The sequence below is a fragment of the Bacteroides sp. AM16-24 genome (assembly GCF_003471885.1).
Classification (GTDB): Bacteria; Bacteroidota; Bacteroidia; order Bacteroidales; family Bacteroidaceae; genus Bacteroides.
Genome location: NZ_QRKI01000006.1, coordinates 13,972 through 37,347, shown reverse-complemented (window position 1 = coordinate 37,347; position 23,376 = coordinate 13,972). Strand labels below are relative to the sequence as shown.

The following is a 23,376-nucleotide window of genomic DNA, read 5'->3' as shown; positions in this document are numbered from 1 at the left end:
ATGAATATAGAAAATATAAAATCCGTATATTTCGTTGGTGCCGGTGGCATCGGTATGAGCGCCCTGATACGCTACTTCTTATCAAAGGGAAAGCTCGTTGCCGGTTACGACCGTACCCCAAGCGAACTAACCGAACACCTGATTGCAGAAGGAGCACAGATACATTACGAAGAGAATGTGGATCTGATTCCTGAAGCCTGCAAGAATATGGAAAGCACTTTGGTAGTGTATACTCCAGCTGTTCCGCAAGAGCATGCCGAGTTAGTATATTTCCGTAACAATGGTTTCGAAATTCAAAAACGGGCACAGGTTTTAGGAACGATCACACATAATAGCAAAGGCTTGTGCGTAGCCGGTACACATGGTAAAACAACTACCAGTACAATGACAGCGCATCTGCTTTACCAATCACACGTAGGTTGCACTGCATTCCTCGGAGGCATCTCCAAGAATTATGATACTAACCTGTTATTATCACAGTCCAGCCCATACACTGTGATTGAGGCAGATGAATTTGACCGCTCATTCCACTGGTTATCACCTTACATGAGCGTAATAACTGCTACAGACCCCGACCATCTGGATATTTATGGCACAGAAGAAGCCTACCTGGAAAGTTTTCGTCATTATACGACGCTTATCCAGCCGGGTGGTGCACTCATTATACACAAGGACATCGCTTTGAAACCTGATGTGCAGGCCGGTGTAAAAGTCTATAGTTACGCCCGTACCGAAGGAGATTTCCACGCAGAGAATATCCGTATCGGAAATGGTGAGATCTTTATCGATTTTATTGCACCCGACACGCGTATTAATGATATCCAACTGGGTGTTCCCGTCAGCATCAATATAGAGAATGGCGTAGCAGCCATGGCACTCGCCCACCTCAACGGTGTGACAGACGAAGAGATCAAGCAAGGTATGGCAAGTTTCCGTGGAGTAGACCGTCGTTTCGATTTCAAGGTCAAGAATGACAAAGTCGTATTCCTGAGCGACTATGCCCATCATCCTGCCGAAATAGCACAGAGTGTGAAATCCATTCGTGATCTGTATCAGGACAAGAAGATTACAGCTATCTTCCAACCACATCTCTATACCCGCACGCGCGATTTCTATAAGGAATTTGCCAACAGTTTGTCGTTACTTGACGAAGTCATTCTCGTAGATATCTACCCGGCACGTGAGCAACCAATTCCCGGTGTCACCAGCCAATTGATATACGATAACCTGCGACCGGGCATTGAGAAATGCATGTGTAAGAAAGAGGATATACTGGAACTCTTATCTCAAAAGCAGATTGAAGTTCTGATAACTTTAGGTGCCGGAGATATAGACAACTACGTCCCTGAAATCACAAAGCAATTGACAATTGATAATTAACAATTGACAGTTAATAGTTGAATAATGATAATTAGATAGTTGATACATGTTTAAAAGAATTCTATTGTCTATCGTCCTACTGCTCGTCATCGCCTATCTGGTGGTAGCTCTCTCGGCTTTCAACCGGAAGCCTGCCGGACAGGTGTGCAATGACATGGAATTGGTTATCAAAGATACCGTCTATGCAGGTTTCATCACCAAAAAGGAAGTGGCTGACATATTGGAGAAGAAAGGGATTTATCCTGTTGGTAAACCAATGGATCGCATCCGTAGTAAAACGCTGGAACGGGAACTTGCCAAACATCCGCTTATCGATGAAGTGGAATGCTACAAGACTCCCAGTGGCAAACTTTGCGTAGAAGTCAGTCAACGTATCCCTATCCTGCGAGTGATGAGTGCGAACGGGGAGAACTACTATCTGGACAATAAAGGTACTGTGATGCCACCCGATGCAAAGTGCGTTGCACACCTTGCCATAGTGACCGGAAGAGTAGAAAAGTCGTTTGCCATGAGGGATTTATATAAGTTTGGTGTATTTTTGCAGAATAATAAGTTCTGGGAAGCACAGATTGAACAGATACATGTGCTGTCGGACAAAGACGTGGAACTGGTGCCTCGCGTAGGCGACCATATTATCTATCTTGGGAAGTTGGATGGTTTTGAGCGTAAACTCGAACGGATGAAAGCTTTTTATGAAAAAGGTTTAAATCAGGTAGGATGGAACAAATATTCCCGCATTAGCGTTGAATTTAGTAACCAGATTATCTGTACAAAGCGAGAGAACTAATGTACGATTTGACGATGTCGGACGTACGATTAATATCAGACGTCCCCATACATTGATTTACAGAGTAATCTTAATCGTAAATAGAAAATTGTAAAATAGGAATATATTTATGGCAACAACAGAATTTATCGCCGCTATCGAGTTGAGTTCTTCCAAGATTTCCGGTATCGCAGGAAAGAAGAACAGTGACGGAAGCATACAAGTGCTGGCTTATGCGCGTGAAGATGCCGCTTCTTTTATCCATAAAGGAGTCATCTACAACATTGATAAGACCGCACAGGCTCTGACTTCCATCATCAACAAGCTGGAAAGCCAGTTGAACAACTCCATTGCCAAAGTATACGTAGGCATTGGCGGACAGTCTTTGCGCACGGTAAAGAATGCGGTAAGCCGTGTGCTGGAAGAGGAAGGGATTATCTCACAAGAGTTGGTAGACGCTATCAGCGACGAAAACCTCGAAGTCCCCCTGATGGACATGAGTGTGCTGGATGTCGCCCCGCAGGAATATAAAATAGATAATAACCTTCAAGCCGACCCGGTAGGTGTGGCAGGCAAGCGTATCACGGGAAACTTCCTGAATATTGTGGCCCGTGCTTCACTTAAGAAGAATCTGGAACACAGCTTTGAACAGGCTAAAATAGAAATAGCCGACCTGCTCATCGCTCCGATAGCATTGGCGAATGCCGTGCTGACGGAAAGTGAGATGCGTTCGGGTTGTGCATTGGTGGATTTCGGTGCAGATACAACGACTGTATCGGTTTATAAAAATAACATGCTCCGCTTCCTCAGTGTATTGCCACTGGGTGGAAACAATATTACCCGTGACATCACTGCCCTGCAAATGGAAGAGGCCGAAGCTGAACAACTGAAAAAGAAGTACGGCGATATGCTCTATGAAGAAGAGGAAACAGAGACACCCGCAGTCTGCACTTTGGAAGACGGTCGCAACATCGAACTTAACGTATTGAATGATATCATCGATGCACGCGCCGAAGAAATCCTTGCCAATGTATGGAACCAGCTTCAATTGTCAGGATACGAGGATAAACTATTATCCGGTATCATTTTCACCGGTGGAGGTGCCAACCTGAAAAACCTGGAAGAAGCATTCCGTAAACGTAGCAAGGTTGAGAAAGTGAAGACCACCAAATTTGTTCATAGCAGCATCCACGGCTTCAATGATGTGCTGAAGAAAGACTGTATGCAGAATACTTTGCTCGGACTGCTTGCTGCCGGAAATGAAAACTGCTGCCTGCAAGAGATGAAACCCGCCGTTACGACTACTGCTACTCCTACACAACCCGTTGATATGTTCGGCGATGACGAAGCCCTGAAAGAACAGGAAGCTGCCGCCCGCGCTGCCAAGGCCCAACGTGAAAAAGAAGAGAAAGAACGCCGTGAACGGGAACGTAAGGAGAAAGAGCGTAAAGAGAAAGAAGAGAAAAAGAAAAAGAAGAAAGAAGGTCCCAGCTGGTTTGAAAAGACCTTCAACAAGCTTTCCAATGAAATTTTCTCGGATGACGATTTGAAATAAACTCAATAAAATAAGGAACTATGGACGATATAGTACAATTCGATTTCCCGACAGACTCACCGAAGATCATCAAAGTGATTGGTGTAGGTGGTGGTGGTGGTAACGCCGTGAACCACATGTACTGGGAAGGCATACACGACGTGACGTTCGTTCTGTGCAACACAGACAACCAAGCGTTGAAAGAGTCTCCCGTCCCCGTAAAATTGCAACTGGGGCGTTCTATCACCGAGGGACTAGGTGCCGGAAACCGTCCCGAACGTGCCCGCGAAGCCGCCGAAGAAAGTAGTGAAGAAATCAAAGCGCTACTGAACGACGGTACAAAAATGGTATTCATCACTGCCGGAATGGGTGGCGGAACAGGTACGGGCGCTGCTCCCGTCATAGCCCGCATAGCCAAAGAAATGGACATCCTTACGGTCGGTATCGTCACCATACCTTTCATCTTCGAAGGTGAAAAGAAGATTATCCAGGCACTGGACGGTGTGGAGCGTATCGCCCAACATGTAGATGCTCTACTGGTTATCAATAACGAACGCTTGCGTGAGATATATTCCGATCTTACGTTCATGAATGCTTTCGGCAAGGCAGATGATACATTGTCTATCGCTGCCAAAAGTATTGCCGAGATTATCACCATGCGCGGAACAGTGAACCTTGACTTTGCAGATGTGAAAACCATCCTCAAAGATGGTGGTGTAGCTATCATGAGTACCGGTTTCGGCGAAGGTGAAAGTCGTGTGACCAAAGCTATCGACGATGCCCTGCACTCTCCGTTACTGAACAACAACGATATCTTCAATGCCAAGAAGGTGATGCTGAACGTATCCTTCTGCGAAAGTTCCGAGCTGATGATGGAAGAAATGAACGAGATTCACGAGTTCATGAGCAAATTCCGCGAAGGTGTAGAGGTGATCTGGGGTGTGGCTATGGACAACACATTGGAAGGCAGAGTTAAGATTACCGTACTTGCCACCGGTTTCGGTGTGGAAGATGTTCCCGGTATGGACAGCGTACTCGAAAAGCGCAGCCAGGAAGAGGAAGAACGCCAGCTTCAACTTGAAGAAGAAAAAGAGAAGAATAAAGAGCGTATCCGCAAAGCCTATGGTGAAAGTGCCAGTGGCATCGGTAGCAAAAATATCCGCAAACGTCGCCATATCTATATCTTCAACCCGGAAGACTTGGACAACGCCGACATTATCAGTATGGTAGAAAGTTCACCGACGTATCTGCGCGATAAGAGTACTTTGAGTTCTATCAAAACCAAAGCCGCCACCGAAGGGCAGATAGCTACGGAAGAAGCACAGGGAAGTGAAGGCCTGGGAGGTGTGATAACCTTCTAAGTTACAAAGCGACTTCAATTATTAAATGTAAATGGTAAAATAACAAATAGCATTATGGATTTATTTGAAAGAGTCAGCGAAGACATTAAAACCGCAATGAAAGCCAAAGACAAAGTGGCTCTCGAAACACTGAGAAATATCAAGAAAGTATTCCTGGAAGCAAAAACGGCTCCGGGAGCTAACGATACTCTGACTGACGACGCTGCATTGAAAATTATGCAGAAGCTCATGAAACAAGGCAAAGATGCAGCTGAAATATACATCCAGCAAGGTCGCCAGGACTTGGCAGACGAAGAACTGGCACAGGTAAAGGTGATTGAGGTCTATCTGCCCAAACAAATGTCAGCTGAAGAACTGGAAGCTGCCTTGAAAGAAATTATTGCTGAAACAGGTGCTACCAGTGGTAAAGATATGGGTAAGGTAATGGGAGTTGCTTCCAAGAAACTTGCCGGACTTGCCGAAGGACGTGCCATTTCTGCCAAAGTAAAAGAATTGCTGGGATAATCTCCTGTTTTGTCCCCGTCATTGCCCGTGTTTTCGGGAGACAGAAGAAGACAAATCAACTTCTATCTCCCAAAAACACGGCTTCTTTTTGCATTTTATTGAGTATCATAATTTTTAATTCAAATACTATCGTTATATTTGCCACGCATTTTAAGGGAATATCCCCGCATAATAATAAAACTAGAATTCTGGCACAATATCATGAAAAGCAATATAAAGATATGGAAATTAATAGTCCTTGTGGGGACAATGTTTTTCTTGTCTGACGTTGCTCATGCAAAGAACCGGGCACAAGATAGTATACCGGGATACAAGCCGGATACAGGTTACTTCGCCAAACGCTTTATTCACAGACTGGGAGTAGAATACCGCCCGGGATACATTTTCCAGACCAGTTCTTTTCTGGCAGGAGATAACTCACAATGGAAGCCTTACGAATGGGGTTATTCAGCCCACTTGAAATATTCATTCCAATTTAAGCCCAATACTTGCGCCGACCGGATTTATGGTAGCGCCTATCAAGGTATAGGCTTAGGCTATTACGATTTCGGAAACAAAGAAGAATTAGGAAATCCGATTGCCATTTACCTCTATCAGGGAGCACGTATTGCCCGTATTACTTCGCGACTATCACTCAATTACGAATGGAACTTCGGCTTATCTTTAGGATGGAAACCGTACGACGAATACACCAATCCTCACAATAGTGTCATCGGTTCGAAGGCAAATGCCTATATCAATGCGGGCATACAATTCAACTGGATGGTTTCACGGGAAATCGACCTGGTTGCCGGAATTACGGGTACCCATTTCTCCAATGGCAATACTAAATTTCCCAATGCCGGCCTCAATACAATGGGCTTAAAAGTAGGGGTTATCTACAACTTCAACAGACCTAAAGATGCGCTCACCAAGCCTCTATACCAAGCTCCCATTCCAAAGTTCTCACGATACCTCAGCTACGACTTAACCCTGTTCGGCTCATGGAGACGGAAAGGCGTATGGGTAGGAGAAGGGCAAATTGCTTCACCGGATGCTTATACCGTACTTGGTTTCAATTTCGCCCCCATGTATAACATCGGATATAAATTCCGCACAGGTGTATCATTGGATGGTGTATATGATGCCAGTTCCAATGTCTACACCATCCCCGGGAACGGCAATGAATGCTACAAACCTTCATTGGAAAAACAGTTAGCTTTAGGTATTTCCGGACGCGCAGAATATGTAATGCCCTACTTCACAGTAGGTGTGGGCATAGGAGCCAATGTACTGCACGGTGGCGGTGACCATAAAGGTATCTACCAGGTATTGACACTCAAAGTGGAGATGACCCGCAGTTCTTATCTGCACATCGGGTATAACCTGAAGAACTTCAGTGACCCGAATTATCTGATGATGGGTATCGGCTTCCGCTTCAATAACAAGTATCCTACCTTTCACAGAAGATAAAACGCACCATGTCCAAAGGGCTTCCCCACATCCCCAACACATCTCTTGCACATTCCTGCTTAATCTCACGCAAAAGATAGCATCTTTTACATCAAAAGGTGGCATGTTATGCTACAAAAGATGGCATCTTTTACAGCGAAAGATGGTATCTTTTGCATCACAGGTCAGTAAAATATGCAGGAAAGGGTTTATTGTTCCGCGTCAAAGAGCTCCTTCAACACCTCAAGAGACTTTAATACGGGAAAGTCAGGCAAGTGGAGGCGATAATATTCATTCATTATTGTAAGGCAGCGAGTACGTTCGGCGCGGTTCATGGCAAAGAGATGCATTGTTTCATAATTCATGCGCATCAGCATTATCAACCGTGAGGCTTCCTCCGGAAGTATATAAGAAGAATGGAGTTGCGGTCGCAAAGGAGTAAAACAAGCATTCATCATATCAAAATAATCGCCTTTTTGATAATCTTCCAGATTAGGATATAATCCCAGGAAGCGGGATAAGCGCATCAGAAATACCAAATGGAAGTTGGCAAAATTATCACGGCACTCATCCAGCCAAATAATAGAATGCTGCAAATAAGCAAACAACGGACGGTTTTCAGCCTCCTCACGCACTGCCCGATAAAGAAATTCCGCCAGGAAAAGTGCAATGGAAGACTTATACGGATCATAAGGAATAGAAGAAAACGGATAGAAAGACTTCGCTTCCGTTATCTTATATATACTGGCATTCGGACGGAAATCAGCTTCCAGTTCCACTAAAGCCAATGGTTGGAACAATACCGGTTTCACCGCCGCCTTTCGCGAACGGGGAATCTTTACGATGAACGAAGCACGCCCGACCACCTCTGTATAAATGTCTGCAATAAGGGAAGTATCGTTATATTTCAGGGTATGCAGCACAATCCCCAGCGTTTTCTGTAACATCCGCACTTACTATTTTGGTTTCAATCCGGTAACAAAACTACGAAAAAAGACGGAAACAGCAGGGATAAAACACGGATAAATAAAAAAATGCAGGCAGACAAGTAAAAAAATGAAAGTTTTTATCCTACTGATATTCAGGTAATAAGCCGCAAATATTAGAATAATCCCGACATATTCCTTTGTTTTTTTCTCATGATTATTTTGCCAATTCAAAAATAGTCCCTACATTTGCAACCGCAAACGAGAGATAATCTCTCTGCAAGAGCAGAAATGCTCACCAAAGGATGGCCCGTTCGTCTATCGGTTAGGACGCAAGATTTTCATTCTTGAAAGGGGGGTTCGATTCCCCCACGGGCTACAACTAAAAAAATAAACGAATTAAAAAAGATTAGTCGAGATGGCAAATCACAAATCATCACTGAAAAGAATCAGACAAGAAGAAACTAGAAGACTTCACAACAGATATTATGGTAAGACCATGAGAAATGCTGTTAGAAAGCTTCGTTCTACAACCGACAAGGCAGAAGCTACTGCAATGTATCCGGGTATAACTAAGATGTTGGACAAATTGGCTAAAACCAATGTGATCCACAAGAACAAAGCAAGCAACTTGAAGTCTAAGTTGGCTCTTTACATTAATAAGCTAGGATAAGCTAATTAATATTACACAAAAGAAATATCGGAAGGTTGGACTTTTAAGTCCGACCTTTTCTGCGTATGGCATATTTATATCCCCTATTCCAAACACCTTCCGGAAGAAGCTAAAAAGCTGTAAACGAATGAAATTTATCACGCAGTTTAGTTTCGCATCTTACGAATTTTCACTATATTTGCTCTGTTATTTGAATAAGGAAATTAGATTATGACTGAAGAACAGATTAACTCCAATAGCGGGAACTATTCAGCCGAAAACATCCAGGTTCTGGAAGGTTTGGAAGCCGTTAGAAAGCGCCCCGCAATGTATATTGGTGACATTAGTACGAAAGGACTTCACCACCTGGTTTATGAAGTTGTGGACAACTCTATCGACGAAGCTCTCGCCGGCTATTGCGACCACATTGAAGTAACCATCAACGAAGACAACTCTATCACCGTACAAGACAACGGACGTGGTATTCCGGTTGACTTCCACGAAAAGGAACAGAAGTCAGCCCTGGAAGTAGTTATGACCGTACTGCATGCCGGTGGTAAATTCGATAAGGGTTCTTACAAAGTATCAGGCGGTTTGCACGGTGTAGGTGTATCCTGTGTAAACGCTCTGTCTACCCACATGACTACACAGGTTTTCCGCAATGGAAAGATCTACCAACAGGAATATGAATGCGGCCATCCGTTGTATCCGGTGAAAGAAATTGGCACAAGTGATATTACAGGTACGCGTCAGCAATTCTGGCCGGATAACACAATCTTTACTGATACCGTTTATAATTACGAAATCCTTGCCACCCGTATGCGTGAACTGGCTTACTTGAATGCAGGCATCAAGATCACGCTGACCGACCTTCGCGTAAAAGATGAAGAAAACAATGCCAAAATGGAAATTTTCTATTCGGAAGAAGGTTTGAAGGAATTCGTTCGCTACATCGACTCTTCCCGCGAACACTTGGTGAATGATGTTATCTACATCAACACTGAGAAACAAGGCACACCGGTGGAAGTGGCTATCATGTACAATACTTCTTATAACGAAAACATCCACTCATACGTAAACAATATCAATACCATTGAAGGTGGTACGCACCTTGCAGGTTTCCGTCGTGCACTAACCCGTACGCTGAAGAAATATGCCGATGATAACAAGATGTTGGAGAAAGCTAAAGTGGAAATTGCAGGTGATGACTTCCGTGAAGGTCTGACGGCTGTAATCTCCATCAAAGTGGCAGAACCTCAGTTTGAAGGGCAGACCAAAACAAAGCTCGGAAACAGCGAAGTGATGGGAGCCGTAGACCAAGCTGTAGGTGAAGCTCTGAACTACTACCTGGAAGAGCATCCGAAAGAAGCGAAAATGGTGGTAGACAAAGTGATTCTAGCTGCCCAGGCACGTGTTGCCGCACGTAAGGCGCGTGAGTCCGTGCAACGTAAATCACCGATGTCCGGTGGCGGTATGCCGGGTAAGCTGGCCGACTGTTCAAGCAAGGATCCCGAGGAATGTGAATTGTTCCTTGTCGAGGGTGACTCGGCAGGCGGTTCGGCAAAGCAAGGTCGTGATCGCAGATTCCAAGCTATTCTGCCGCTTCGCGGTAAGATTCTGAATGTGGAAAAGGCCATGTGGCATAAAGCGTTCGAGAGTGATGAAGTCAACAATATTATTCAGGCTCTCGGCATCCGTTTTGGCGTAAATACTGAGGACAGCAAGGAAGCAAATATCGATAAATTGAGATATAAGAAAGTGATTATCATGACCGATGCCGACGTCGATGGTTCTCATATCGACACACTGATCATGACGCTCTTCTTCCGCTACTTCCCGCAGGTAATCCGCAACGGGTACTTGTATATTGCCACTCCGCCACTCTATCTCTGCAAAAAAGGCAAAGTGGAGGAATATTGCTGGACAGACCAACAACGTCAAAAATTTATCGACACTTATGGTGGTGGTTCAGAAAGTGCCGTACACACACAACGATACAAAGGTTTGGGTGAAATGAACCCGGAACAGTTGTGGAGCACGACCATGAACCCCGAAAACCGTATGTTGAAACAGATAAGCATTGAGAATGCTGCTGAAGTAGACTACATCTTCTCCATGCTGATGGGCGAAGATGTTGGTCCACGCCGTGAATTCATTGAAAAGAACGCAACGTATGCAAATATAGATGCGTAAAAAAAAACAGTGACTAATGATTAACAATTAGTGATTAGTCACTGAATAACACGTTTTATTAACCAACCTCACATCTTACAACGAAGAAACGCCGGACGGACAGGAAAATCCTGTTGCCCGGCGTTTTTCTTTTCACCCCACGAGATAGAAAAATCCGCCTCATTCCACACTATCTTAAAGCATATTCTGCTTCTTCATTTCTTCTGCCACCAATTCCAGTTCTGCATACCAGTCTTCACCGAATTTGCGTATCAATGGCTCTTTCAGGAACTTATATACCGGCAGATTCTTCTTCCGTCCTAACAATACAGCGGCTTTGCATACATCCCAACGGTTATAGTTCACCGCCTTATACCCCCCATAGTTCCCTACCCTAATTGGATACAGATGGCAGGATACAGGTTTATAAAAATCTGTCTTGCCTTCCCTATAAGCCTTCTCAATAGCACAATAACAACATCCTTTCTCATCATAGCAAGTAAAGACACAATCTTTATTATTAACAATAGAGGTTACCAGATCACCTTCGCAATCGGTATAAACAACCCCTTGCTTCTCTAATATGACATGCGCTTCGGGCGAGAGTTCATCCCAAATTACCGGAAGTACTTCTTCCAGTTTTTCAATCTCATCCAATTCGACGGGAGCACCGGCATCGCCTTCAACGCAACAGGCACCCTTACAAGCATTCAGATCACAAAGGAACTTCTCACGCAGCACATCAAAACTCACCACTACATCACCTATCTGTATCATCTTCAATCTAAGATTAGAAAAGATAAAGGCGGAGTACACCCCCGCCTTTACTTATATAATTATAACTATTTACTTAATCAAGTCTTTTCCTGTCATTTCAGCCGGCTGTGCCATACCCAGAATGTGAAGGATAGAAGGAGCAACATCTGCCAAAACACCATTCTCTACTTTAGCATTCTTATTCTCCGTTACATATACAAAAGGAACCGGATTCAAAGAGTGAGCCGTATTCGGAGTACCATCTTCGTTCAGTGCATGATCTGCATTGCCGTGGTCAGCAATGATGATAACTTCATAATCGTTAGCTTTAGCTGCTTCTACTGTATCTTTCACACATTCATCGATAGCTTTCACTGCTTTTTCAATGGCGTCATAGATACCAGTATGTCCTACCATATCACCATTCGCATAGTTCACAACGATGAAATCAAACTTCTGAGTGTTGATAGCTTCCACTAATTTATCCTTTACTTCATACGCACTCATTTCCGGCTTCAAGTCGTAAGTGGCTACTTTCGGAGACGGAACCAGGATGCGTTCTTCAGCATCGTACGGAGTTTCACGACCACCGTTAAAGAAGAAAGTTACGTGAGCGTACTTCTCTGTTTCAGCAATGTGCAATTGAGTTTTGCCTTGAGCTGCCAAATATTCGCCCAATGTATTCTGAACATTTTCTTTATCGAAAAGGATATGTACACCCTTGAATGATGCATCATACGGAGTCATGCAATAATACTGCAAGCCCGGAATAGTATGCATACCCTGTTCAGGCATATCCTGTTGAGTCAGCACTACTGTCAACTCTTTTGCACGGTCGTTACGATAGTTGAAGAAGATAACTACATCACCTTCTTTAATAGTTCCATCGAAGTTACCATTTACAATCGGCTTGATGAATTCATCCGTTACACCTTCGTCATAAGACTCCTGCATAGCCTGAACCATATCAGTGGCAACTTTACCTTCACCGTTTACCAGCAAATCATAAGCTACCTTCACACGTTCCCAACGTTTATCACGGTCCATTGCATAGAAACGGCCTACAATAGAAGCAATCTTACCTGCCGACTTTTCACAATGTGCAGTCAGTTGCTCAATAAAGCCCTTGCCGCTCTTCGGGTCAGTATCACGACCATCCATGAAACAATGAACGAATGTATTGTCAACACCATATTCTTTAGCAATATCGCAAAGTTTGAATAAGTGGTCGAATGAGCTGTGAACACCACCATTGGAAGTCAATCCCATAAAGTGAATATTCTTACCGTTTTCTTTAGCATAAGAGAAAGCAGAAACGATTCCCGGATTCTTCATAATGCTATTGTCGGCACATGCGCGGTTAATCTTCACCAGGTCCTGATATACGATACGTCCTGCACCGATATTGAGGTGTCCGACTTCCGAGTTACCCATCTGACCATCAGGCAAACCAACATTCTCACCGCTTGCCTGAAGCTGTGAATGAGGATACGTAGCCAGCAGACTGTCCCAGTACGGAGTAGGTGTATTGAAAATCACATCGTCTTTACCCTGATCGCCGACACCCCAGCCATCAAGAATCATTAAAAGGGCTTTCTTACTCATAATATTAATTGATTTTAAATGTACAATCTTTAACCTCTGCAAAAACGTTCTTTGAAGAAAGAGCGATTTTTCCGGCTGCAAAGGTACAAAAAAGCATGGTTAAAGCGTACTGTTTCAAATGATTTATGTACTTTTGCCACGCTTTAAAAAAATAAAAAACAAGAAATATGGACGATTCAAACCCACGAACGTGCAACAGTATTTATAACTAAAGCGAACGGAGACGTTGCTCGCAATGCCTCGGTTCGTCCCTAAAGAAAGGAGGCTATTACGATGAGAACGTATCTTTACTCTGAAGCCGGCTTTATAGAAAAGCCACAATGGATGCCCAATAGCTGGGTAAATGTTGAATGCCCTGATGACAATGACTTTGACTTTCTCACACAGGAACTGAAAGTTCCCGAATCATTTTTAGAAGATATCGCTGATGCGGACGAACGTCCGCGTACAGAAACAGAAGGTAATTGGTTACTGACTATTCTGCGCATCCCTATGCAGAGCAGCCAGCATGGTATTCCTTTTATCACTGTGCCCATAGGCATCATTACCAATAATGAAATTATCGTATCGGTATGTTATCATAAGACCGAACTTATCTCTGATTTCATCCAGCATACACGTCGCAAAGGTATCGTAGTCAACAATAAACTGGATTTAATCCTACGGATGATTTACTCTTCCGCAGTTTGGTTTTTGAAGTACCTGAAGCAAATTAATAATGACGTTGCCAATGCGGAAAAAGAACTGGAAAAGAGTATCCGCAATGAAGACTTGCTTCGCCTGATGAAGTTACAGAAGACTCTTGTCTACTTCAATACCTCCATCCGTGGTAATGAAGTGATGATCGGTCGCCTGAAGAATATCTTTCAGGACACCGATTATCTGAATATGGAACTATTGGAAGATGTAATCATCGAATTAAAACAGGCATACAATACTGTAAATATCTATAGTGATATCCTTACAGGAACAATGGATGCTTTTGCTTCTATTATTTCCAATAATGTCAACGCCATCATGAAACGTATGACGAGTCTCTCCATCACGCTTATGATACCCACACTGATAGCCAGTTTCTATGGTATGAATGTGGATATTCATCTGGATGGTTTCCCGTATGCTTTCATATTCATTATCTTAATCTCTGTAGTCCTATCGGCAGGTACATTTATCTGGTTCAGAAAGATTAAGTGGTTCTAACAATCTATCCAAGCATTTTTCAACTCTTTGGATCAAAATTCATAAATAATACGTATGTTTGCGAAAAATAAGTCAATAAACATGAAAACACACAGAATCTTAACGTTTGCATGCCTGATTCTCATGGCATCAATATCTTATGCGCAATCCGAAACCATCATTGTAGGAAAGAAGACAGACGGAACAGACCTGAAAGCACAGTGCTACACATTTCCTCAACGAGTGGAAACTTTTTCAATAAGCGATAAAGGAGATTACCTCTGTATCAGCTTCCGGGAAACGACTAAAAGCGGTAAGTACCTGAAGAATAAAGGAGAAATAGGCTTTTATGACACCAAGAGTAGCCAACTTCTATGGAAACAACCCATTGATTTCAATAAATCAAGAGTAACCTGCCTTTCGGAAGGGGTCTTAATATCTGAAATTGGCAGCAAAATATCATTGCTAAGTAAGGAAACAGGAGCAAAGAAATGGGAAGCTGATTTATTTCCGGTATATGTGGATGATTCACTTGGGTTAGTCTTAGGATATAATTCTCCTACATCCAACAAACTCCGCGCTGTTAGCCTAAAATTCGGTAACGATTTGTGGGAAAACAAAATACCTCACCAATACGGTTGGAACGAAGTTCTCGATCTGGAACAAAATAAACGTCTGATTGTAGCGGATGCATTGCATAAGCTGGACTTCATGACCGGAGAATTACTGACCTATCCAGGAAAACCGGGAGCTCATGATACAAAGGCGGCATTGTTACAGGGATTAGCCGCTGTAGCAGTCGGAGTAGCCGGTGGCGTGGCAACCGGTGGCGCCTATTATTACAGTTATGTTCCCATTGCCAATAATACAATCACCGGATTGACCTCCAATATACTGTCTCAGGATTCACTTTATTACTGGGCAGACCGTCAACATATCTCCTGTATGGACACAGCTTTCAATGTAGTGTGGCAAACAGAGTTTCCTGATGTGAAGGCTTCCCGCTCCCAACTTTTCGTGCAAGATGGCAAGTTATTCATGCTAAATTACGGTTACGGATTACGCGAAGGAGCAAGTCGCAAGAAATATGGACGCCCATTTATAGCCTGTTACAACTTGCTAAACGGAGAAGAAATCTTCTTCAATCAACTAAGCGTAAAGAAAGATATGATTGAAGATGCCCTGCGGACCGAGGACGCACTCTATATGCTGTTCGATGATGGAATGGCTTATCAGGAGCTGATGGACTCCGTCGTAAATATTGTACCTTGGGATACCAAACAACGCGGAAAGCTGGAAGCAATACTGCCCGGTACATTTTATGCAGCCAACAAAGATACAACAGCTTTCCAGTCGCTCGCCTACAATGGGGAACATTGCCTGGTATATAATGATCAGGGAGTTATCTACGAGGTAGACAAGGACTTGAATATTAGTAAGACCTACGAACGGGAACGTATCTACAGCCCCAGTATCCAACTAAAAGATTATTTATGTATCGGCAATCGTGGAGACTATTGGTTCATTCATGAAATGGGAATGCCTGTAGCCCATCTTCAAACAGATTTCAAGAAAGGACAAGTGATTGGTAATAAGTTGCTGCTACTTAATTATGAAAACCAATTCCTGTTTATCGATCTAGATGAAGCGATAGAATAATTACTTGAAATCAAGTGCTAACTGCCCATCGCCCAATAGATTGAATGTCATGCGGTGATAAGGCGTAGTTCCACGTTCGGCAATAGCTGCGCGATGTTTCTTTGTAGGATAGCCTTTATTATGATCCCAATCATAATACGGAAATTCTTCGTGAAGCCGGTTCATATAATCGTCACGATAGGTTTTGGCAAGCACGGAAGCTGCCGCTATGGAGAGATATTTGCCATCACCTTTAATTACCGTGGTATGCGGAAGATCCTGATATTTCTTGAAGCGGTTGCCATCTATAAGCAGATGCTGCGGACGCATTTTCAATTGGTCCACTGCACGATGCATGGCAAGGAAAGAAGCGTTCAGGATATTAATCTTATCGATTTCTTCGGGAGATACAATACCTACCGCCCATGCCAGTGCTTCTTTCTCAATCACTTCACGCAAAGCATAACGCTGGTGTTCTGTCAACTGCTTAGAATCATTCAGTAGTTCGTTCTTGAAATCTTTGGGAAGAATCACGGCAGCAGCATACACAGCTCCTGCCAAGCAACCACGGCCAGCCTCATCACAACCGGCTTCAATTAAGTCTTCATTCAAGTAAGGCAATAGCATACATTTATTATTTTGAGTACACAAAGATAAATATTTTTGTAGGAAAGCCCTATCTTTGTCCTCAAAAAGACGATATATATATATGTTTACTGTCATCGGACTGATGCTCACAGGAATGCTGCTGGGCTACCTCTTACGGAAACGGAATTTAAGTAAAGTACATAAGGTTATCACAGTGCTGATCTGGGTACTGCTCTTCATTCTCGGCATTGAAGTGGGAGGAAACGAGCAGATCATCAAAGGATTGCACACCATCGGCCTTGAAGCCGTCATACTCACCACAGGTGGAACTCTGGGAAGTGTGATTGCCGCCTGGGTACTATGGAGGGCCTTATACAGACGAAAAGGAGGAGAAGCATGAAAGGAAGTCTCATCATAGTCGGCTTTTTTATGCTGGGCACACTCTGTGGAGCCTTTCACCTGATACCTATCGATATCGTAATAGATAGTAAAGTCAGTTTTTATGCACTTTGCGCACTGATGTTCAGTGTAGGGATAAGTGTAAGCAATGACCCGCAAACATTGAAAAACTTCCGTTCACTCAATCCGCGGTTGATATTTCTGCCCATTATGACCATTCTGGGTACTCTGGCAGGTTCTGCCGCAGTCAGCCTGATACTGACACACCGTTCCCTGACAGATTGCCTGGCTGTAGGTTCGGGCTTCGGATACTACTCACTCTCCAGTATCTTCATTACCGAATATAAAGGAGCAGAATTAGGAACGATCGCCCTGCTCGCCAACATCAGCCGCGAGATTCTGACATTGCTGGCCGCTCCGTTACTAGTGCACTGGTTCGGCAACCTCGCCCCTATCTCTGCCGGAGGGGCAACCACGATGGACACCACACTGCCCATCATTACACGAACAGCCGGACAACAATTTGTAGTTGTCTCCATCTTCCACGGATTCGTGGTGGACTTCAGCGTTCCGTTCCTTGTGACACTGTTTTGTTCTATTTGAATCAGCTACGAGCTACAGGCTACAAGTGCCTTTCGGAATAGAGCACAGCTACTTACGTTGTGGTTTCTTCGCAGCAGGGATGCCTTGTAGTTCCATTAAAGGAAACGCTCGTTCCCATTAGAGGAAACGGGCGTTTCTATTAGAGGGAACTATAGTTTCCATTAGGAGAAACCGCTGTTCCCGCTAAAGGAAACGTTCGTTCCCTCCCCATAGGAAACTATAGGCCACTTATTATCTGCAACTTAAATGCTTAAAAAAGACTCCATGCAACCGTCAATCCGGCCATTACGATGGCTACCATACTCATCAGCTTGATAAGGATATTCAAACTCGGACCGGAAGTATCCTTGAACGGATCACCTACCGTATCACCTACCACGGTAGCCTTATGTACTTCACTGCCCTTACCACCGAAGTTTCCTTCTTCCACATATTTCTTTGCATTATCCCATGCACCGCCCGCATTCGCCATAAAGATGGCAAGAACAAAACCACTACTCAACCCACCGATCAGCAGCCCCAGAACACCGGGAACACCGAAGATAAGTCCCGTAGCAATCGGAGCAATAATGGCTATCAGTGAAGGAAGTACCATCTCACGCTGCGCTCCCTTTGTGGATATAGCTACACAACGCTCGTAATCCGGTTCCGTTTCACCGGTAAGAATACCCTTGATTTCACGAAACTGACGGCGTACTTCATCCACCATGTGAGCGGCAGCACGGCCAACAGCGTTCATTGTCAATCCGCAGAAGAGGAATGCCATCATACTACCCAGGAACATACCCGAAAGAACCTTCGGATTCATCAATGTCACATCATAATGATGCATGAAGTCGAAGAAGGTGGCATCCTGAAGACCCACGGCATCCCCATGAGGAAGTGTTAATTCCGTGGTTCCCAAACGAGTCAGTCCGATACGGATTTCTTCAATATAAGAAGCAAGCAGGGCAAGTCCCGTAAGTGCAGCCGAACCTATGGCAAAACCTTTTCCGGTAGCGGCAGTAGTATTTCCCAAAGAATCAAGAGCATCTGTACGTTTACGTACTTCCGCACCCAGACCGGACATTTCAGCATTACCACCGGCATTATCAGCAATAGGGCCGTAAGCATCTGTAGCAAGAGTGATACCCAAAGTAGAAAGCATACCTACGGCAGCAATACCGATACCGTAAAGTCCCATACCTACATTATTGAAATCAAATCCTGATGCAAACAGGTAGGAAGCAATAATACCAACTACCACAGCAATCACTGGAATTGCTGTAGAAAGCATACCCAAACCGATACCGGAGATAATCACCGTTGCCGGACCGGTCTTTCCGCTTTCGCTCAACTTCTGGGTAGGACGGTAAGACTGAGAAGTATAATATTCCGTAGAACGTCCGATAATGATGCCAACTACCAAACCAACTATAACGGCACAAGATATCCACATCCAGTTATCAAGTTTCAATAACCAAAGAATAAAGAAGGTAGCCACTACAATCAGTACGGAACTCAGGTTCGTACCGAAAGCTAACGAAGCAAGCAGGTCTTTCATTTTCGCATTTTCTTTGGTACGCACTGCGAATATACCGATAATAGAAAGAAGGATACCTACAGCCGCAATCAGCATCGGAGCAATAACAGCTTTGAACTGCATGGCCGTATCTCCTGTATGAATAAAGGCGGCAGCACCCAGAGCAGCAGTTGCCAGAATGGAGCCGCAATAACTTTCGTAAAGATCGGCACCCATACCGGCTACATCGCCTACGTTGTCACCTACGTTATCGGCAATCGTTGCAGGGTTACGAGGGTCATCTTCGGGAATACCGGCTTCAACCTTACCAACCAGGTCGGCACCTACATCAGCAGCTTTCGTATAAATACCTCCACCTACACGGGCAAAAAGTGCTTGTGTAGAAGCACCCATTCCGAAAGTTAGCATCGTGGTAGTGATAATACAGAGTTTATGAGTCGGAGTCAAAACATCTTCCGGTATAACCGCATTCAATAACAGGTACCAGAAAGAGATGTCGAGCAAGCCCAAGCCTACTACAACCAGTCCCATTACCGCACCGCTACGGAAAGCGACGCGCAATCCTGCGTTCAGTGAATTACGGGCAGCATTTGCCGTACGTGCCGAAGCATACGTTGCCGTCTTCATACCGAGAAATCCGGAAAGTCCGGAGAAGAAACCACCCGTCAGGAAGGCAATCGGCACCCAGTGATTTTGTACATCGAAACCGTATGCCATAATAGAGAAAAGGATCACAAGTCCCAGAAATACCCAGCCAACTATCTTATACTGTTGTTTCAGATAAGACATCGCGCCTTTACGCACAGCGGCAGCAATCTTTATCATTTGTGGAGTACCCTCACTCTCTTTCATCATTTGCTTATGAAAATAGTAAGCAAAACAGAGAGCTAAAACGGAAGCGGCCGGAATCAGCCAGAAAAGCAAACTGTCCATGGTGTTATTCGTATTAAAAGGTTGATTGAAAGCCTAAAAGTATTGATTTTAAACGAGATAAACAAAGGAATAAAAGAAAAATTACCGCACCAGCATCATCTTTCATTCACCCGACTTACTGGAACAAAAAAGGGAAAAGTAATCATTAGCGATTATTTTCCCCTGTATTCATCATTCTACTGTCACAGCCGTACCGCAGGCAGTTACCATCAACATACTGCCGCTTCCACCCACTGTTTCATAATCCAAATCCACACCAATCACCGCATTGGCTCCGAGTGCTCTGGCATGTTCCTGCATTTCACGCAGGGCAATATCTTTCGCTTCGCGCAGTACTTCTTCATAAGAACCACTACGTCCGCCCACTACATCACGAATACTGGCAAAAAAGTCACGGAATACATTGGCACCGATAATCGTTTCACCTGAAACGATACCATAATAGCGGGTGATACGTCCACCCTCGATAGTTGGGGTTGTTGTTACTAACATAATCTTTCTCTATTTATTTAAGTTATTTGCACCCTATTAGACGCACGAATAGGGCGGAAAGTTGCAGTGACGCCCCGTTTTATATCTCCTCATTATAATAAAAAAACAAAAAATAGAGAGCATCTATATATGAGCAGAGTCAACATTTATCTATCTTTGTACCGAAGAAATGGAAACAAAGCATTTTATATTTAAAATAATGATGTATCTGGTAGTAGTGCTTTTTGCACTGCAACCGGAAGATTATAATTCCTTTTCCGAAAATGAACCTCCTTTTCTTTGCATTGAACAAAACGAGCAGCATTCGCCCGAAGAGTTCAACGATGAAGCTGTTATTTCCCGTACACTTTCTTTAAACCGTGCGCGTAAGCTCTGTGCAGAGATTACGACTACTTATACTTTCTCTACCGAGAACACTAATTTATATCAATATAGTGACGGTACCCAACCGCACAATCTCAGGAGCGTATATTCACCTGAACGTTCCCTACTCTGTATATATCGCCTTTAGCACAAGTCCTTCTATTACCGTATTTTTATATTTTATCCGGGCGAATCTTATATTCGTTCCGCTATGTCTAATTAATTAATTTATATATGGGACTTGTTTTATTATACTTAACCCTTGCATTAGCTTTATCATTTTTATGCTCCATTCTTGAAGCAGTTTTATTATCTACTCCAATGTCGTACATCTCCACTAAAGAGAAAACACATGGGAAAAGCGCTATTTTATTAAAGAAGTTCAAACAAGACATCGACCGGCCTATTGCTGCCATATTATCCTTGAACACCATAGCCCACACCGTGGGTGCTGCAGGTGTAGGTGCCGAAGCAGTAAAGATATTCGGAGAAGCTTACTTCGGTGTAATCTCTGCCATACTGACTATCTTAATTCTCGTTCTCTCAGAGATCATTCCTAAAACGATAGGTGCCTGCTACTGGCGCACACTGGCACTTCCGTCAGCCCGTATCATCAATTTCCTTATTATCATCTGTTACCCCTTAGTGTGGCTGTCCGAACTGATTACCCGCCTTTTTTCTTCCGGCAAACAGGAATTATCCGTAAGTCGCGAAGAAGTTTCGGCCATGATTTCCATCGGAGTAGAAGAAGGTGTTTTCCAGATGAAAGAGAACAAGATGATACAGAACCTCATTAAACTGGATAAAGTAAAGTCACAATCCATTATGACTCCCCGTACTGTGGTGGCAACAGCTCCCGAAAGTATGTCTTTGAAGGAATTCTATCAGGATGGCAAATATAAGTTTTACTCTCGTATTCCTGTCTACAATGATAGTGAAGATTATATCACAGGATATGTATTGCGGCAAACTGTACTTGAAAAGTTAGCAGAGGATAGATTTGATATGTGCCTGAAGGATGTGGCCCGTCCTATTCTTTCTTGCCCGGAAAATAGTTCTGTTTCCACAGTTTGGGAACAAATGCTTGAAAAGAAAGAACATATTTCAATCTTGATTGATGAATATGGCTGCTTCTGGGGAATTGTCACAATGGAGGATATCATCGAAACAGCCTTAGGTTTTGAAATTGTAGATGAAAAAGACTCCGTAACGGATATGCAGAAGCTGGCACGAGATAAGTGGCAGAAGAAGCAGGCGGAGGTACAGGTGGGATAAACGGAACTATACCTCAATAAACAAAGGGAGATACGACTAAGCCATATCTCCCTTCTTTATATATTTATTTTATTATACTCAGAACATCTTGCTGACACGTTCGATACCTGCCACCAAAGCATTTACTTCTTCTTTCGTATTATAGATTCCAAAGGAAGCACGCACTGTTCCTTCTATGTCGAGGCGTTGCATCAACGGTTGGGCACAATGGTGTCCCGTACGTACGGCAATGCCGAGACGATCGAGCAATGTGCCCATATCGAAGTGATGAATATCACCCACAAGGAAAGAGATGACGCTCCCTTTCTCAGCAGCTTCACCAAAAATGCGCATGCCAGGGATTGTTTTCAATCGCTGTGTGGCATATTCCGTCAATTCATGCTCATAAACGGCAATCTTATCCATGCCAATGGCAGAAACATAATCGAGCGCTTTCGCCAGTCCCGTAGTACCGATATAATCAGGAGTACCAGCTTCGAACTTAAATGGCAATTCATTGAAAGTAGTACGTTCAAAAGATACATGCTTTATCATCTCACCGCCGCCCTGATAAGGGGGTAATCTATCCAGCCATTCTTCCTTACCATAAAGCACACCTACACCGGTAGGGCCATACACTTTATGACCGGAGAATACAAGGAAATCAGCATCCAGATCTTTCACGTCCACTGCCATATGCGGAATGGACTGTGCCGCATCTACCAGAAAAGGTACATTATGGCTATGGGCAATCTTAATCATTTCTTTGATAGGATTGACCGTACCCAATACATTGGACACATGCACTACGCTGACAATCTTTGTTCTATCGTTAAAAAGTTTCTCGTATTCATCCATCAGAAGTTCACCGCGATCGTTCATTGGAATAACCTTCAGATTGATACGCTTCCGTTCAGCCAGCAGTTGCCAAGGCACAATGTTACTATGGTGTTCCATTACTGAAACAATCACTTCATCACCCGGACTCAGGAATTCTTCACCGAAACTGGATGCCAACAAATTGATGCTTTCCGTGGTTCCCCTTGTAAATACAATTTCATTTATAGAACCGGCATTGATGAACTTCCGCACTGTTTCGCGACTTGCCTCATGCAATTCCGTTGCCTGTTGAGACAGGAAATGTACACCACGATGCACATTGGCATTGACAGAATAATATTCATCCGTTATTGCATCCACCACACAACGCGGTTTCTGTGTCGTCGCCCCATTATCCAAATAGACTAATGGTTTGCCGTACACTTCACGGGAAAGTATGGGAAAATCGGCTCTTATCTTTTGAATATCATACATATTG

At 43.7% G+C, this 23,376-nt stretch carries 21 protein-coding genes and 1 tRNA gene; 15 read left to right on the top strand and 7 right to left on the bottom strand.

Features of this window, described 5'->3' with window-relative positions:
* The 6 genes from murC to DW182_RS09010 all read left to right on the top strand — a co-directional run bounded on the left by murC (position 1) and on the right by DW182_RS09010 (position 6,997).
* Positions 1-1,380, top strand: a complete 1,380-nt coding sequence (murC, locus tag DW182_RS09035; RefSeq protein ID WP_117691292.1) for a UDP-N-acetylmuramate--L-alanine ligase — start codon at positions 1-3, stop codon at positions 1,378-1,380.
* A 46-nt stretch (positions 1,381-1,426) separates the two neighbouring features.
* Positions 1,427-2,167, top strand: a complete 741-nt coding sequence (locus DW182_RS09030) for a cell division protein FtsQ/DivIB (RefSeq protein ID WP_007660758.1) — start codon at positions 1,427-1,429, stop codon at positions 2,165-2,167.
* 109 nt (positions 2,168-2,276) lie between these two features.
* Entirely contained in the window at positions 2,277-3,701 is a 1,425-nt protein-coding gene (gene ftsA / locus DW182_RS09025; RefSeq protein ID WP_007660759.1) for a cell division protein FtsA, read from the top strand.
* A 20-nt stretch (positions 3,702-3,721) separates the two neighbouring features.
* A complete protein-coding gene (gene ftsZ / locus DW182_RS09020; RefSeq protein WP_118295299.1) occupies positions 3,722-5,041 on the top strand; it encodes a cell division protein FtsZ in 1,320 nt (439 codons plus the stop codon).
* A 54-nt stretch (positions 5,042-5,095) separates the two neighbouring features.
* Positions 5,096-5,545: a GatB/YqeY domain-containing protein gene (locus DW182_RS09015; protein ID WP_021968176.1), complete on the top strand. Its 450-nt coding sequence runs from the start codon at positions 5,096-5,098 to the stop codon at positions 5,543-5,545.
* Between the two features lie 201 nt (positions 5,546-5,746).
* Positions 5,747-6,997 carry an acyloxyacyl hydrolase gene (locus tag DW182_RS09010; protein WP_007660762.1) on the top strand — a complete coding sequence of 417 codons (1,251 nt, stop codon included), beginning with the start codon at positions 5,747-5,749 and terminating at the stop codon, positions 6,995-6,997.
* 188 nt (positions 6,998-7,185) lie between these two features.
* On the opposite strand, the gene recO is transcribed toward DW182_RS09010, so the two are convergent.
* On the bottom strand, positions 7,186-7,923 hold the full coding sequence (gene recO / locus DW182_RS09005; RefSeq protein WP_044534480.1) for a DNA repair protein RecO: 738 nt from the start codon (positions 7,921-7,923) through the stop codon (positions 7,186-7,188).
* 286 nt (positions 7,924-8,209) lie between these two features.
* Here recO and DW182_RS09000 point away from each other — a divergent pair.
* The 3 genes from DW182_RS09000 to gyrB all read left to right on the top strand — a co-directional run bounded on the left by DW182_RS09000 (position 8,210) and on the right by gyrB (position 10,747).
* A tRNA-Glu gene (locus DW182_RS09000) sits at positions 8,210-8,281 on the top strand.
* A 39-nt stretch (positions 8,282-8,320) separates the two neighbouring features.
* Positions 8,321-8,575, top strand: coding sequence for a 30S ribosomal protein S20 (rpsT, locus tag DW182_RS08995; RefSeq protein ID WP_007660764.1), 255 nt, complete (start codon positions 8,321-8,323; stop codon positions 8,573-8,575).
* 210 nt (positions 8,576-8,785) lie between these two features.
* Entirely contained in the window at positions 8,786-10,747 is a 1,962-nt protein-coding gene (gyrB, locus tag DW182_RS08990; RefSeq protein WP_007660765.1) for a DNA topoisomerase (ATP-hydrolyzing) subunit B, read from the top strand.
* 174 nt (positions 10,748-10,921) lie between these two features.
* Here gyrB and DW182_RS08985 read toward each other — a convergent pair whose 3' ends face one another.
* Together DW182_RS08985 and gpmI are read right to left on the bottom strand one after the other, a co-directional pair.
* Positions 10,922-11,503, bottom strand: a complete 582-nt coding sequence (locus DW182_RS08985; protein WP_007660767.1) for a DUF3109 family protein — start codon at positions 11,501-11,503, stop codon at positions 10,922-10,924.
* A 69-nt stretch (positions 11,504-11,572) separates the two neighbouring features.
* The gene (gene gpmI, locus DW182_RS08980) at positions 11,573-13,087 is read right to left on the bottom strand and encodes a 2,3-bisphosphoglycerate-independent phosphoglycerate mutase (protein ID WP_044534481.1); all 1,515 of its coding nucleotides are present in this window, start codon (positions 13,085-13,087) and stop codon (positions 11,573-11,575) included.
* Positions 13,088-13,360: 273 nt separating this feature from the next.
* Between gpmI and DW182_RS08970 the strand changes: the two genes are divergently transcribed.
* Together DW182_RS08970 and DW182_RS08965 are read left to right on the top strand one after the other, a co-directional pair.
* A complete protein-coding gene (locus DW182_RS08970) occupies positions 13,361-14,287 on the top strand; it encodes a magnesium transporter CorA family protein (protein WP_118295298.1) in 927 nt (308 codons plus the stop codon).
* Positions 14,288-14,368: 81 nt separating this feature from the next.
* Positions 14,369-15,925 (top strand): PQQ-like beta-propeller repeat protein, encoded by a 1,557-nt coding sequence (locus DW182_RS08965; RefSeq protein WP_227073552.1) that lies wholly within the window; start codon positions 14,369-14,371, stop codon positions 15,923-15,925.
* On the opposite strand, the gene DW182_RS08960 is transcribed toward DW182_RS08965, so the two are convergent.
* Positions 15,926-16,531, bottom strand: coding sequence for a ribonuclease HII (locus DW182_RS08960; protein ID WP_118216804.1), 606 nt, complete (start codon positions 16,529-16,531; stop codon positions 15,926-15,928).
* 82 nt (positions 16,532-16,613) lie between these two features.
* Between DW182_RS08960 and DW182_RS08955 the strand changes: the two genes are divergently transcribed.
* Positions 16,614-16,892 carry a LysO family transporter gene (locus tag DW182_RS08955; RefSeq protein ID WP_118216803.1) on the top strand — a complete coding sequence of 93 codons (279 nt, stop codon included), beginning with the start codon at positions 16,614-16,616 and terminating at the stop codon, positions 16,890-16,892.
* Complete coding sequence (locus DW182_RS08950) at positions 16,889-17,494, top strand: lysine exporter LysO family protein (RefSeq protein ID WP_118295296.1); 606 nt, start codon at positions 16,889-16,891, stop codon at positions 17,492-17,494. The genes DW182_RS08955 and DW182_RS08950 overlap by 4 nt, the downstream gene beginning before the upstream one ends.
* Positions 17,495-17,744: 250 nt before the next feature.
* Here the strand turns inward: DW182_RS08950 and DW182_RS08945 are convergent, their stop codons facing one another.
* Both DW182_RS08945 and DW182_RS08940 read right to left on the bottom strand, forming a co-directional pair.
* Positions 17,745-19,949, bottom strand: a complete 2,205-nt coding sequence (locus DW182_RS08945; RefSeq protein WP_118216801.1) for a sodium-translocating pyrophosphatase — start codon at positions 19,947-19,949, stop codon at positions 17,745-17,747.
* 171 nt (positions 19,950-20,120) lie between these two features.
* Positions 20,121-20,441: a heavy metal-binding domain-containing protein gene (locus DW182_RS08940; protein WP_007210905.1), complete on the bottom strand. Its 321-nt coding sequence runs from the start codon at positions 20,439-20,441 to the stop codon at positions 20,121-20,123.
* Positions 20,442-20,640: 199 nt separating this feature from the next.
* Between DW182_RS08940 and DW182_RS08935 the strand changes: the two genes are divergently transcribed.
* Positions 20,641-20,952 (top strand): hypothetical protein, encoded by a 312-nt coding sequence (locus tag DW182_RS08935; RefSeq protein ID WP_233564116.1) that lies wholly within the window; start codon positions 20,641-20,643, stop codon positions 20,950-20,952.
* Between the two features lie 86 nt (positions 20,953-21,038).
* Positions 21,039-22,079: a CNNM domain-containing protein gene (locus DW182_RS08930; RefSeq protein WP_118295295.1), complete on the top strand. Its 1,041-nt coding sequence runs from the start codon at positions 21,039-21,041 to the stop codon at positions 22,077-22,079.
* Positions 22,080-22,157: 78 nt separating this feature from the next.
* Here the strand turns inward: DW182_RS08930 and DW182_RS08925 are convergent, their stop codons facing one another.
* On the bottom strand, positions 22,158-23,372 hold the full coding sequence (locus DW182_RS08925) for an aminotransferase class V-fold PLP-dependent enzyme (protein WP_118295294.1): 1,215 nt from the start codon (positions 23,370-23,372) through the stop codon (positions 22,158-22,160).
* Positions 23,373-23,376: the final 4 nt, after the last annotated feature.